Below are 13,885 nucleotides of genomic sequence, written 5' to 3' on the forward strand. Positions count from 1 at the left end.
CATCGCAAAAGTACGTAGAAAACTGCGGTATCTTCCGGCGTACAAATGAACAAAATGTAAACACCCTTTATCCTGCTGTGATAGACAGCAGGAAATCATATAATCCTGTTTCCCCGGCAATATTGAGTTTCTTGCGCAGGCGGTAGCGGCTGGTTTCCACGCCACGTACGGAAATACCCATTGATTGTGCTATTTCTTTTGTCGTAAGATTGATACGCAGATAAGCACAAAGCTTCAGATCGGTGGTCGTCAGATCCGGGTACAGCTTTTTAAGCGTACGCAGGAAGTTATTATGCACATCATCAAAATGCTGAGCGAATTGCGCCCAGTCTTCTTCATTATTTTCTGCTTCTTCAAATAAGCGCATCACCTTTTTAAAAGAAGGCAATACGTCCGGGTCATTGTTTTTTTTCACGCTCTGCAACAGTTCTTCCCGGATATTGGAGATCAGTTTGCCTTTTTGCACCAGGTGCATGGTGGCAGTGGCCAGTTCTTTGTTTTTGTGTTGCACATCCGATTCCAGCTTTTCGTTGAGTAACTGTATCAGTTGTTTTTCATTTCTTTCCAGTTCCAGCTGGTGCTGGAAAATAAGATGTTGTTGCTCCTGCTCGTGCTGGTCTTTCTGCGCAGCGAATTTTTTTCGCTGACGCCGGTAGAGGTACCAGATCAGTGCAGCCAGTATCAGTGCATACACTGCGCGGGCCGTATAGGTCTGGTACCAGGCAGGCAAAATCGTAAACGCGTAAGTGGCTGCGCCGGAAATATTGCCCAGGTTATCTTTTGCCTTTACGGAGAAAACATAATCGCCATAAGGCAGGTTGGTATATTCCTTTTCTGTTTTGGCTGTCCATTCTCCGGGTTGTTTATCAAAGCCACCCAGTTGGTAGCTGTAGGTAATGTGATGGCCCTGTTCGGCTGGTGGCGCGGTGAATTCAAAATGAAAACTGTTGTATGCGTGGGGTAAGATCACCGGCTGTTGAGGCCCAGCTGTGGCATAGCCGCCATACAGCAGGGTATCTTTTTTGCTGGTGGCTTTTATTTGTCCCAGCAGTACCGATAGCCCGGCATCATGGCGGGCATATTTTTTATAGTTGAGATGATAGATGCCTTTGTCGCCCCCGAAGAAAATATTCTCTTCGTTGTAAGGGTAAATGAATTCAAATCCGCCCACAATTTTTCCGGTGAGTTCCGGGAACCAGGTCAGTGTTTTTTGATGCGGGTCCAGTACACCGGGCTTTTTGTCGGCTACCAGCCATATTTTACCGGTGCTGTCTTCCGAGAGATATTGTACCGCGAGATGTTGTAAGGGTGCAAACAATCCCTTCGCTGGCATAAAGCGTTGTGTGGCGTCGTCAAATTCGTAGATGCCCTGCATGGTAGCTACCATCATCCGTTGCTGTACATGAAATACATAGTTATTATTGGTGGCAGGCAGGCCATCTTTTTGGGTAAACAGCCGGTAATGAAGGGCGGTATCATTTTTCAGCGTGAACAGGTATACGCCGCGATAGGGGTGTGATGACCAGATCCGTTGCTGTTGATCTACCGCCAGGAAGCGCAGGGATTCATACAAACCGGACAGGTGCCTTGTAACGGAAACGGCGCCGCCCTGGTAGCGGATACTGGCCAGTCCGTTGTAACAGCCGGTGAGGATCTGGTTGGAAAGCGGCAGGTAAGCCCAGCAGCCCAGGTCTTTCAGCACGGGCGTAGCCTGGTTGCCACGTATATCGAAGGTGCCGTCCTGGTGCGCCATCAGCAGGTGCCCGTTTACATCAGAAAGATTCCATACCTGTCCCCGGGTATTGGCCACGGGTTGAAATTCCCCTTTGGAATAGCTGAGATCCGGAACCGGGTCCAGTGGCGTATGGTACAGTCCATCCGAGGTGCCGATATACAGTTGCCGGTCAAATACTTTTGCGGCGTAGGTGGTCAGTGAATTATGGCGGGCGGGCAGGATCTGTTTGATGGCGGTATTGTACCGCAGCTGATCGATGCCATTGTCCAGCGCCAGCCAGATATTATGCCGGGGATCGGAAAATAAGCGGAGTACATTATTGTTCTGCAGGCCTTCGTCCATGCTGAACTGCTGGATCACTTTACCATCAGCGGCATTGATCATATAACAGCCTTTGGAAAAGGTGCCGATGGCCAGCTGGCCGTTATTCAGTGCGATGGCGCAATAGATACGGCTGCTGCGGAAAATGGGGTCTGCGGCAGTGGGCAGTGGTATCAGCCGGCCGCCGGCTATGCGGAAAAGACCATCCTTTTGTGTGGCCACCAGCAGGGTATCATTTTTTTCTTCCAGGAAAGCGGTGATGAGGATCGCTTTACCGCTGGTACCTGCGCAAACAGGTTGCCAGCGGCCGTTTTCCAGTCGTAGTAAACCCTGTTGCAGGTCCTGTGCATAGATGCCATGGGCGGTGCTGCCCATCATCTTCCATTCTGCCGGTGCCGGATATACTTTCATCTGCTGATCGCGCCAGGCAAATATTTTATTGTTGCTTTTGAAAAACACACTGTTATCATACAGCGCAATATTCCAGATGTCGGCAAACTCTGTTTGTCCGGCCGGGATATTTTTTTTGAGAGAGGTGTACCGCAGGATACCGCTTTCATCGGGCAGATAATACCCGAAGTCGTCCTGTGCGCCTACATAGATCTTTCCATCCGGCGCCACCTTTACGGCGCGTAACCGGGTATTATTGGGCACAGGATACAGCTTCCAGTAATTACCATTGAAGGTGAGCAGTCCTTCATTGTTGGCAAAATACAGGATACCTTTTGAGTCGATGTCAATATCCCAGGTCTGGCCGTTTCCCTGGTACTGTGCTTTTGTAAAATTGACGATAGCCGGCAGGCCGATGGTATTCTGGGCTAATAATATTTTTCCGTGGAATAAAAGTGCCAGTAACAGCAAATGCTTCATCGAAAAGCGTTTTGCTAAAAGTAATTTTTTTTTGTTGATGTAGGTAAGAAGTAATCAAGATGGACTAATAATCAATTGTTTAATCCCGGTTGAAGTAGAAATGACGTACCCCCGGAAATGAAATTCTGCTATTAAATGCAGAACTTGTCGCCCATTATTATTTCTTCAAAAGACACATTTACATGCAACTATCCCAGCTAAAATTCCACGTACTGGCATTCACTTTTTTCCTGGCCGCATTATCTGCTAACGGGCAGGGGTATCTGAAAACAAAAGGACATATTATTGTTAATGAGAAAAATGAGAAGGTCATCCTGCGCGGAATGGGACTCGGTGGCTGGATGCTGCAGGAGGGATACATGTTCCGCCTGGGTAATATCGGGCAGCAATATAAAATCCGGGCAAAGATCCAGGAACTGATAGGGCCGGAAAAAACACAGGAATTCTATGACGCATGGCTGACCAGTCATACCAATAAGCTGGATATAGATTCCATGGCGGCCTGGGGATTTAACTCCGTGCGCCTGCCCATGCACTTCGATCTATACACATTGCCGGTAGACCAGGAGCCGGTAGCCGGGCAGCATACCTGGCTGGAGAAAGGGTTTGCACTGACCGATTCCCTGTTAAACTGGTGCAAAGCGCATCACATGTATCTTATCCTTGATCTGCATGCTACGCCGGGTGGACAGGGGAACGATCTGCCTATTTCCGACAGGCATCCCGAAAAGCCATCTCTCTGGGAAAGCGAAGCAAACCGCGATAAAACCATTGCCTTATGGCGCAAACTGGCAGAACGCTACGCCAACGAGCCATGGATAGGTGGTTACGATATCATCAATGAACCCAACTGGGGCTTCGAAGATCCGGAAGATAAAAGGGGGACCAAAGAAACAAAGAATATTCCCCTGAAAAAGCTGATGGTAGACATCACCAAAGCAATCAGGGAAGTCGATAAAAAACATATCATCATTATAGAAGGCAATGGCTTCGGTAACAATTATCATGGCATCCTGCCCGCCTGGGATGATAACATGGTGATCAGTTTTCATAAATACGGCAACTTCACGGATGCCGGATCTATCCGTAATTTCCTCGACCTCCGTGAGCAATATAATCTCCCTTTATGGCTCGGCGAATCCGGTGAGAATTCCAATAACTGGTTTACCAATACTATCCGGATGGTGGAAAGTAACGACATTGGCTGGGCATGGTGGCAGCTGAAAAAGATCGGCATCAATAACCCGCTGGAAATAAAAGTAACACCAGGCTACCAGGCTATTCTGGACTACTGGAGCGGTAAAGGCCCTGCACCGGCTCCGGCGGAAGCTTACCGCGCATTAATGGAGTTTGTGGGCAATACCAGACTGGAAAATAATATCTATCATAAAGATGTAACAGATGCGATGTTCCGGCAGGTGGTGTCCGATAAGCCCATTCCTTTTACTCCTCATGTTATTAAAGATAAAGCTGTGATCCGTGCGGTAGATTATGACCTGGGCAGAAACGGGATTGCCTACAACGACCTGGATACTGCCAGTTATCATTATACTCCGGGTGTAAATACACAGGGTAACCGTGGTTACGCTTATCGCAATGATGGCGTAGACATCCGCCGGGAGGATAATGGATTTGTGGTATTTCATATTGAAAACGGAGAGTGGCTGCAGTATACCGCCCAGGTAGCAGCAGCAGGCAATTACACGCTCCAGGTAAAAGTAAAGGCAGACACCGACAGTACCGGAGCGCGGTTGAATATCAGCAGCAATGGAAAAGTGCTGGCCGGTAATGTAGCAGTGCCTTCCGGAGATAAGGAATGGCAGGTGATCACCCTGAAAAACATCCGTTTGTCCAAAGGAGAAAACAGGCTCCGGGTGGAATTTGTGCAGGGGGGATGTGTGTTCAGTGAAATAGCTTTTGAACGGAAATAAACCTCTTTTTGAAACGGTTGCCAGGAGAAAATCAGCCTGGCAGCCGTTAGTAGTACTTTTGACGTAGCCCTGAATTTTGTTAGCCCGGATACAAGCACCATATTTACGCCACAAGATAAAAATACCTCCACGTTGATCCATTAACCCTCATTTGTTCACCTTTTTATTAATTGTAAATTCCATGAAAGAAAAATTGATCTCCTTCAGCGTAGGTTCCTTCCTGTTAGTGGCTATGCTGAGCGCCTGTTCAAAAGAGGCGAAAAAAACCAATAATCTGCAATCTCTGGATGCCAGACCTGCTGCTGCGGCAGTGCAGGCGGCAGCAGCTTCTTACCAGCTGATCTGGTCCGACGAATTTGACGGTAGTAGTGTAAATACTTCCAAATGGTCGTTTGAAACCGGCCCGGGTGTTAATAACGAAAAACAATATTACCAGGCGTCCAATGCCAGTGTGAGTAATGGCAACCTGGTGATTACCGCCCGCAAACAAAGTGTAAACGGCTGGCCTTACACCTCCGCCCGTATGAACACGGCCGGACATTTTACCACCCAGTATGGTCGCATTGAAGCACGTATCAAACTGGCGTCCGGGCAGGGATTGTGGCCGGCATTCTGGATGCTGGGCAACAACATCGGTTCCGTAGGCTGGCCCAAATGCGGAGAGATAGATATTATGGAGCAGGTAAACACGAGCAGCACTATTTATGGTACCATTCACTGGGATGCCAATGGCCATGTATCCTATGGTGGTAATACCAGCACCACTATTACCGATTATCACGTGTATGCGGTAGAGTGGGATGCCAGCTCCATCCGCTGGTACCTGGATGGCAATCAGTTTGCCACCGCCAATATCCAGAACAACATCAACAGCACCGAGGAATTTCACAACCAGTTTTTTATTATCCTGAACATGGCGGTGGGCGGTGATTTTCCTGGTCAAACCATCGACGAAAGCAAGCTGCCGGCCAATATGTATGTGGACTATGTAAGGGTCTATTCCATTACGAATGGCGGCGGTACAGCGCCTGTTGGCAGCACTATTACCCTCAAAGGGTTTAATAATGCCTTTGTAAGCGGCGAAAACGGTACCCAGGCAATGACCTGTAACCGTGCTACCGCGCAGGCCTGGGAGCAGTTCACCGTAGAAGACGCCGGTGGCGGTAAAGTGGCCCTGAAAAGCCAGGGCAAATATGTATCCTCAGAAAACGGAGTGAGTGCCATTACCTGTAACCGCACCACGATAGGCGACTGGGAGAAATTCGACTGGATCGTTAATACAGACGGATCTATTGCACTCCGTGGAAATAATGGCCGGTATGTGTCGAGCGAAAACGGCACCCAGGCAATGACCTGTAATCGTACGACGGTTTCAGGCTGGGAAGCATTCCGGTATTGATTTTTTTAAGGTTGATGGATCTGGGCCGGCCGTTTTTACGGCAGGCCCTTTTTGCATATGGTAGTATGTATGGACATAATAATTTCATTGATTAGGAAAAATGACTATATATTTGTGCTACTTTAATTTATCTGTCGTCGATGCATTTGCCAGCTTTGAAAAACCTGCGTGTCCTGTTATTACTATGTCTTTTTTTTCCGGTGATCCTAAAAGCACAGGAGGGAATGCCTGTCACAGTGCGGGCCTGCGGCAGTGATCTACTACAGCAATTATGGCGGAAAGACGCCTCTTACCTGGCACGTGAACAGGCCATCAATAAAGCTATCTTACAAAGACAATATATTACCGCACCGGGTGCCGCGATCCATGCGCCAGCAGTGGTGACCTTGCCTGTAGTGTTTCACATTATCAGTGAAGATCCGGCTGCCTACCCGGATGCAGAAATACTGGAGGGGCTAAAACAGTTAAATGACGCTTATGCTGCTACCGGCGCATTTGCGGGCGGGCGAACAGATACGAAGATCCAGTTTTGTCTGGCTAAAACAGCCCCCGACGGTGGCCGTACTACCGGTATCGTACGTACGCATTCTTATCTCGCTGATTTTGATAATGAAATGGAAGGCGCCGATCTGACGGCACTTGGTAAATGGGACGGTTCCCGTTACATCAATATCTGGGTTGTAAAAGATATCAAATCGGAATACATGCAGGATTTCGAATGTGGCGTCTGGACCCGTCTCAAAATGGGTGGGTACGCCGGCGCCGGTGGCGATATTGTGGTGGCGGGCGTAGGACCGGATCTGCTGGCACATGAGATGGGACACTATCTCAGCCTTGCACATACGTTTGCCAACCGGGATTGTAAGAACGACGACTGTATGGTGGATGGTGATATGGTGTGTGATACGCCTCCGGAGAAAACCATTACTGGTGGCTACTCCTGTGCCGTTCCCCAGAACTCCTGCAGTACAGATACGTTATCCGGTTTTACGGTAGATGTGCCGGATCTTCCGGACAATTTTATGGATTACGGTCAGGGTACCGGATGTATCCTGTCGTTTACCGCCGGGCAAGCCACCCGTATGCATAGCTTTATTGCGGTGGCCTTACCGGGTATGCTCAGTTCCACGGTCTGTAATGATCCCTGCACAGATAATATCATCGCCGCTTTCAAACGGGATATCGATTACCCTGTGGTGGGCGATGTGGTCACTTTTACGAGTACCGGTACCGGTGGAAATAAATATGAATGGCTGGTGGATGGTGTGTTACAAGGCAATGGCGCCACTTTCCAGTTGACCGTTACAGAGAAAAAGAATTACATTATTAGTTTACGTGTAACCAATACCGTTACCGGCTGTATGGCTACAGGTACTGATGCGGTGTCTGTGAGTTGCGGTGTGGTAGCGCGTTTCTGGCCCAGCAAAAGGAAGATTGCCTCCAAAGATGGCATCGCCCTGGAGGGGATCGACTTCAACAACCGTTCCCGCAATGCCACCAGCTGGAGTTGGCTCATCAGTAATGATAAAGGGATGGCAGAGCAGGAGGTGAGTACCACTGAGCAACTAAACTATGTTTTTAAGATACCTGCCAATTATAAAGTTCGTTTAGCCGCCACTGATGGTCATTGTTTTGATACTACCAACGCGGTAAAAATCATGGTAGACGATCCCACCGCCGATGGCGCCACCTACGTTACGAAAATTGAATGTTATCAGCAGACGAAAGTCCGCATCACAATGTATATGCACAACTTCGGGTATGAAACCATCCCTAAAAACACGCCCGTGTCTTTTTATGATGGCGATCCCCGCAAACCCGGCACCAAAAAGGTAGGCGGCGTATGGTTGTTAACAGAAGACATCAAGGGTAAATGTTCCACCGGCTGGTTATCTGCTATTGTAGATGCAGGTAGGGCCGGTATAGATACTATTGCAGTGGTGCTGAATGACGACGGCACCAGCGCACCATTCGTGCTGCCGAATACCACCCTTATTGAAAGCAATTACAACAACAATATCAGTGTAAAGAATGGCTTCAAATTCAAGGTAACCCTGAATCCGGCGGATTACATCCTTACACCGGAAGACGAAGTGATTTTAACACCGGGCGGTGTGAACGGTACTGTTCAAACTGCAAAATGGACCGGTAGTTATCTCAGTTGCCTGAACTGCGTGGAACCTACGTTTACCGCGCCTTACCGCAAGGATACGGTGACCACGGCAAAGGTGCTGGCTTATTCTGAAAATGCCTGCTACGATAGTACCGTTGCTACCCTGCATATCCCGGTGATTGACGATTACACGGTAACGCTGAAAAATGTAGACTGCGCCAAAGGTGATAGTCTGCATGTAGATTTCTCCCTCTGTAATGCATATACGAAAGGAAATATTCCTGCAAAATTGCCGGTAGCCTTCTACGACCGCGCTCCGGCAGATCCGGCAGCCCGGCTTTTAGGCAACGGATTTTCCACGCCGCTGCAAAGTACCGGCGCCTGTACGGATTACGGGTACTATATTAAAAATACTACCACCGGCGTTGTACATGCTATCGTGAATAAAGATGCAAAGGTATTGCCGCCGGAAACGGGGCTGAATGAAGCCAGCTATACCAATAACACGACCCTGTGGAATTATACTCGGCCGGTGGTGTCGGTGTTTCCAAAGGATACATTGGTGATGAGAAAAGCTTCTTTTCCTTTGTATTATCAGCTGACTGCTTTCACGCCGGCGAATATATTATGGCAGAACGATAACGCCTATACGCTGAGTTGTTATAATTGCCCGGAACCCCAGGCCGTGATGAAAGACAGCGCCTTTGTGGGAGTACAGCTGACCAATAAATATGGTTGTGTGATAAAGGATCAGCAGTATGTGCACACCTATCCGCCGGATTTTACCATTAATTTGCTGCAATCGGAGTGTTTTGATAATCAGCATACGCTTGTGAAGTTCAGGATCTGTACCTCGAATGGATACGACAGCATTCACGCAAAAATGCCCGTATCTTTTTATAACGGCGATCCCTGGAGTGAAGGCACTACGTTATTGTCGCCCGTATATTACACGCCGGTTACAGCTGGTACCTGCCAGGATTTCACTTATGTGATAGCTGCGCCGAACAGTAATGAAATTACAGCGGTGGTGAACAGGAAAAATGATTTCGTGATCAACGAAACCAACTATGCGAACAATCTCTCCCGGATGGATTATGCTCCCTTTAAAGTAGACCTGGGCATGACTTCCATCACTTTGCCCCGCACGCGTACCACGTCTTTCAACGCAAAAGTAACCGGGGGGACTGCTGCGGCCTACCGCTGGTACCCGGTATCGGGATTATCCTGCAGTACCTGCGCTTCGCCGGTGGCCGCCTTCGTTACCTCTTCCATGAAGTATACGGTAGAGGCTACGAATCAGTATTATTGCACGGACACTGCCAGTATCCAGGTGCTCACCTATGCGGGCGTTGGCGTTACCATGCCTACGGCTTTTACGCCTAACGGCGACGGGCAGAATGACTGGTTTTATGTAATTGGTAATCTGGATATAAAGCTGGTAAGGAATTTCAGTGTTTATAACCGTCTTGGCAATAAAGTATTTGAGGCGAACAATACACCGGCCAATGATCGCAGCTACGGATGGGATGGAAGTATAAAAGGCCAGATGGCAGGAATGGGCGCCTACGTTTATTTCGCCACCGTGGAATACCTGGATGGCAGAACTGAGCTGGTGAAAGGTACGATTACGCTTATCCGTTAGGCATTCCAGGACACTTCCTTTACACCGGTATCTGTCTGTATTTCGCCAATGAGCTTACCTACAACGGCTTTGTCCATACTTCTGAAACGGACGGTAATGATGAAGAAGCTGTCTGTTTGTTCGATATTACAGGTGGTAATGTTCAGGGAGGGGTTCTGAAAAAGCTTATCGGCCACTTCAATAGATTTACTTCTTTCAAAGGTGATGATACGGATCGTTTTCTGTTCAAAACGGCTGAGGAATTTTTTTTCTACCGGTTGTAATAGCCAGAGGATAATAATGGCAATGGAAGTGGCTATAAAGGCGGCAAAGTACATGCCGCCGCCGGTGGCTAATCCGATGGCAGCTACGGTCCATAATCCGGCGGCAGTGGTGAGACCGCGTATCACGCCTTCTTTCAGGAAAAGGATTGTTCCTGCACCGATAAAACCTATACCGCTGATTACCTGCGCGGCCACCCTGGAAGGATCCAGCACAACGTTGGGTTGCCCGAGCACATCTGCAAATCCATAAGCCGACACCATCATCGTTAAAGCTGCACCTACAGATACCATCATATGCGTTCTTAATCCGGCGGCCCAGTCCTTCCGTTCTCTTTCCAGACCGATGATGCCTCCAAAAAACGCTGCCAGTGCCAATCGTAGTAATATTTCTGTCCAGGGTATCATCTTACTAATTTACGAAATTAATGGCGGGATGCACACACTTTACGTGTAGTCGTGCTGTTAAAGAATCTCAAAAATTGTATCTTAACAGGCATTCAATGATACTTCTTCTCATGATAAAAGGAAATGTGTACCTGTTGCTGGCATCACTGCTGCTGGCAGGAAGCGCCCAGTCGCAGATAAAATTCCAGACTGTAGCGCCCGGCGAAACCCAGGCGGGGTTGACTACCGTGCATACACCACACCTGGTGGTAACGCCGGCTGCGGAAAACAACCGGCACCAGCTGCTGGTCATGATTCCTGGTACCGGCGGCAGTGCCACGGGTTTGCGGACATTCGACAGCACTTTTGCGGCGATGGGATATTATGTGGTGTCGCTGGACTATGTAAATAACGTGATCACAACGGTATGCTCCAAAAGTGAAGACAGTGCCTGCTTTGATCATTTCCGGCAGGAGATTATGTTTGGTACGGATGTGAGTGATAAGGTAGTGGTAGATTCTGCCAACAGTTTAGTGAATCGTTTAACAAAGCTACTGTTGTATCAGGCAGCAAACGATAAGGCCTGGGCAGGGTTTGTACGTAAAGGAAAGGTGCGCTGGGACAAGGTGATTGCTGCCGGTCATTCGCAGGGAGCAGGGCATGCCGCCTATTTTGGCAAGCAGTTTCCTTTGCGCGGCGTGTTGATGTTTTCCGGGCCGCAGGATTACCTGCAAAATTTTAATGCCCCTGCGCATTGGCAGCGGGAGCGGAGTCGTACGCCGGTGAAGCGGTATTATGCTTTTCTGCATAATGCGGATCCGTTTAATTATCAGTACCAGGTAGCGGATGTGAGTGTTATCAATCACCAGGCAGTAACTGATACTACGATGGTGCAGCCGGGGCAGGCAGTGCATTCCACGCGGAGTATCCTGGTAACGGATATTGATCGTAAAGACCGTCATGGATCCACGCTGCTTACGGATTTTGTGGGTGTATGGAAATATATGATCAGCAACGCTACAAAATAAAAAAAAGAAAGCCGGTCCCCAGTGAAGGGCCGGCTTCTTTTTGTCATCACACTAATCACACTATCATACTACACAGGAATTGTTCTAAGCATGGTTCCGTTTTCCTTAAAGCGTGCATGCCAGCTAAGGGCCTCCTGTAAAAGATGAGGTGTTTGTCCTCCTGCTTTACAGGCTTCGGTAAAGTAATCGTTCAATTCGTCGCGATAGCTGGCGTGTGCGCAATTATTTATGATCAGTTTTGCGCGTTCCCGTGGTGCGAGCCCACGCAGATCGGCTATTCCGTTCTCTGTTACAAAAATATCCACATCGTGTTCTGTGTTATCGATATGCGAAGCCATGGGCACTATGTGCGAAATGGCGCCGCCTTTTGACGATGATGGTGAGACAAATACGCTGAGGTATGCATTGCGGGCAAAATCGTTGGACCCGCCAATTCCATTCATCATATGTGTACCGCCGATATGGGTGGAATTTACGTTGCCGTATATATCGCACTCGATGGCGGTATTGATACTGATTACGCCCAGGCGGCGGATGACTTCTGCTGCATTGCTGATGTCCTGCGGCCTCAGTACAATATGTGGTTTGTACCTGTCAAAATCGCTGAACACGCGGTTATAGCAATCCTGTGATACCGTAATGGAAGAGGCAGATGCCAGGTTCAGTTTACCGGCGTCTATCAGGTGGAAGGCGCTGTCCTGTATTACTTCGGAATACATGGTCAGATCATGGAAGTTGCCGTCCATAAAGCCTTCCATCACAGCATTGGCTACTTTGCCAATGCCGGATTGCAAGGGTCTGAGGGAAGGAAGGAGACGTCCTTTCTTTATTTCCTGTTCAAAGAACTGCAGCAGATGCCCGGCAATGGCGCGTGTTTTATCATCGCGTTCATTGATTTGCGCGGGGCTGTCAGTTGTTTCCGTGAGAACGATGGCTACTATTTTCTCCGGATCTACTGCAATGGCGTTAGTGCCTATGCGTGTACCGGCGTTGGTGATCGGTATGATTTTTTTATCGGGCCAGCTGCCGGTGGAAAATATATCATGTACGCCCAGTAAAGAGAGGGGCACCGATAGATTGATTTCCACGATAATTTTGCTGGCGGCAGCAATAAAAGCCGGTGAGTTACCCACGGAAGTGGTGGGAACAATGCTGCCGTCTTCATTGATCTGCAACGCTTCTATGATGGCGATGTCTACTGCCGGAATAATTTTTTCGTTGATGATTTCTGCGCTTTCTCCCAGGTGCTGATCCATGAACAGTACTTCACCGGTATTAATACCGTGGCGGAGTACGGGATCTACCTGGAACGGCATTCTTTTATGTAACACATGTGCGGTGGTGAGCAGGCCATCGGTACCGTGGCCGAGGGAGGCGCCGGTAATGAGCGTGATCTGAAGCGGGTGGGCAGCTGCGCGTGTTGCCAGTGCTTTCAGGACGGCTTTGCTGTCGCCTGCCTTGGTGAAGCCACTGGAAGCAACGACCATTTTATCCCTGAATAAACTGGCTGCTTCTTCCGCAGTCCGGATCCTGCTTTCAAGCCCTGTTCTTTTAATTCTTTCTTTGTACATGGTCCGTGGAAATCGCCGTTGTGATTTGCGATAACAAAAATACGATGGTTCATAGTGGCCGATATGCGTTTTTGAGCCAAACCTTTGTTTGATCCGGCCAAAGTGGTTTACAGTGGGAAATGCTTATATTTAGAAGAGAGTCAGCACTCCATTCACCACAATTAAATCCCCTCATTATGAAGCGAATCGTCCTTGCTTTTTCATGTGTATGTTTTTTAGGAACAGCCACCGTACAGGCGCAGAGTATCCTTGATCAGGCGAAAAAAACAGCCGGCAGTGTGCAGAATCCCTTAGCGAATTCGGGTAGTGTGGCCAACAGCATATTGGGCCAGCTTACCCCGGCATTGTCGCTTACAAATGCGCAGCAACCGAAGGTGCTCGACCTGGTAACGGGTTTTCTGAAAAAGAAGGCAAGTATCCTGCCTTTGCAGCAGTCTAACCCCAGTGGCTATACGTCACAGTTCAGCGGTCTGAAAAATGGATTGTTTTCCAAGCTGAAAACGCTGCTTACGCTCAGTCAGTATACCAAGCTGCTGGGGTTGAAACCAAAGACGAATGACGCCACCAACGTTTTGTCGCAACTCTTTTATTAAGTGCTTTTAAAAAACAGGGAGGGCCGCCGGTC

8 protein-coding genes are annotated in these 13,885 nt (G+C 48.6%); 5 read left to right on the top strand and 3 right to left on the bottom strand.

The features are described from left to right. Positions 1-67 precede the first annotated feature (67 nt). Complete coding sequence (locus tag BMW79_RS15140) at positions 68-2,926, bottom strand: triple tyrosine motif-containing protein (RefSeq protein WP_089896103.1); 2,859 nt, start codon at positions 2,924-2,926, stop codon at positions 68-70. 182 nt (positions 2,927-3,108) lie between these two features. On the opposite strand from BMW79_RS15140, the gene BMW79_RS15145 reads away from it, so the two are divergent. The 3 genes from BMW79_RS15145 (at position 3,109) to BMW79_RS15155 (ending at position 10,014) form a co-directional block, all read left to right on the top strand. Beyond that, positions 3,109-4,857: a cellulase family glycosylhydrolase gene (locus BMW79_RS15145; protein WP_089896105.1), complete on the top strand. Its 1,749-nt coding sequence runs from the start codon at positions 3,109-3,111 to the stop codon at positions 4,855-4,857. Positions 4,858-5,038: 181 nt separating this feature from the next. Then, a complete protein-coding gene (locus tag BMW79_RS15150; RefSeq protein ID WP_089896902.1) occupies positions 5,039-6,256 on the top strand; it encodes a family 16 glycosylhydrolase in 1,218 nt (405 codons plus the stop codon). Positions 6,257-6,480: 224 nt separating this feature from the next. After that, positions 6,481-10,014: a T9SS type B sorting domain-containing protein gene (locus BMW79_RS15155; RefSeq protein WP_177192179.1), complete on the top strand. Its 3,534-nt coding sequence runs from the start codon at positions 6,481-6,483 to the stop codon at positions 10,012-10,014. On the opposite strand, the gene BMW79_RS15160 is transcribed toward BMW79_RS15155, so the two are convergent. Next, the gene (locus tag BMW79_RS15160; RefSeq protein ID WP_089896109.1) at positions 10,011-10,682 is read right to left on the bottom strand and encodes an MgtC/SapB family protein; all 672 of its coding nucleotides are present in this window, start codon (positions 10,680-10,682) and stop codon (positions 10,011-10,013) included. The two genes, BMW79_RS15155 and BMW79_RS15160, sit on opposite strands and share 4 nt — an antisense overlap. A 95-nt stretch (positions 10,683-10,777) precedes the next feature. Between BMW79_RS15160 and BMW79_RS15165 the strand changes: the two genes are divergently transcribed. After that, positions 10,778-11,689 (top strand): BPSS1187 family protein, encoded by a 912-nt coding sequence (locus tag BMW79_RS15165; protein ID WP_143059165.1) that lies wholly within the window; start codon positions 10,778-10,780, stop codon positions 11,687-11,689. Between the two features lie 68 nt (positions 11,690-11,757). Here BMW79_RS15165 and BMW79_RS15170 read toward each other — a convergent pair whose 3' ends face one another. Next, entirely contained in the window at positions 11,758-13,260 is a 1,503-nt protein-coding gene (locus tag BMW79_RS15170; protein ID WP_089896113.1) for a succinate CoA transferase, read from the bottom strand. Positions 13,261-13,436: 176 nt separating this feature from the next. On the opposite strand from BMW79_RS15170, the gene BMW79_RS15175 reads away from it, so the two are divergent. Then, entirely contained in the window at positions 13,437-13,853 is a 417-nt protein-coding gene (locus BMW79_RS15175; RefSeq protein WP_089896115.1) for a hypothetical protein, read from the top strand. Positions 13,854-13,885 lie beyond the last annotated feature (32 nt).

The sequence above is a fragment of the Chitinophaga arvensicola genome (genome assembly GCF_900110835.1).
Classification (GTDB): Bacteria; Bacteroidota; Bacteroidia; order Chitinophagales; family Chitinophagaceae; genus Chitinophaga; species Chitinophaga arvensicola.

Bases quoted from the DNA above. Each gene is read 5' to 3' on its own strand.
- BMW79_RS15140 (WP_089896103.1), bottom strand. From the start codon at position 2,926: ATGAAGCATTTGCTGTTACTGGCACTTTTATTCCACGGAAAAATATTA.
- BMW79_RS15145 (WP_089896105.1), top strand. From the start codon at position 3,109: ATGCAACTATCCCAGCTAAAATTCCACGTACTGGCATTCACTTTTTTC.
- BMW79_RS15150 (WP_089896902.1), top strand. From the start codon at position 5,039: ATGAAAGAAAAATTGATCTCCTTCAGCGTAGGTTCCTTCCTGTTAGTG.
- BMW79_RS15155 (WP_177192179.1), top strand. From the start codon at position 6,481: ATGCCTGTCACAGTGCGGGCCTGCGGCAGTGATCTACTACAGCAATTA.
- BMW79_RS15160 (WP_089896109.1), bottom strand. From the start codon at position 10,682: ATGATACCCTGGACAGAAATATTACTACGATTGGCACTGGCAGCGTTT.
- BMW79_RS15165 (WP_143059165.1), top strand. From the start codon at position 10,778: ATGATACTTCTTCTCATGATAAAAGGAAATGTGTACCTGTTGCTGGCA.
- BMW79_RS15170 (WP_089896113.1), bottom strand. From the start codon at position 13,260: ATGTACAAAGAAAGAATTAAAAGAACAGGGCTTGAAAGCAGGATCCGG.
- BMW79_RS15175 (WP_089896115.1), top strand. From the start codon at position 13,437: ATGAAGCGAATCGTCCTTGCTTTTTCATGTGTATGTTTTTTAGGAACA.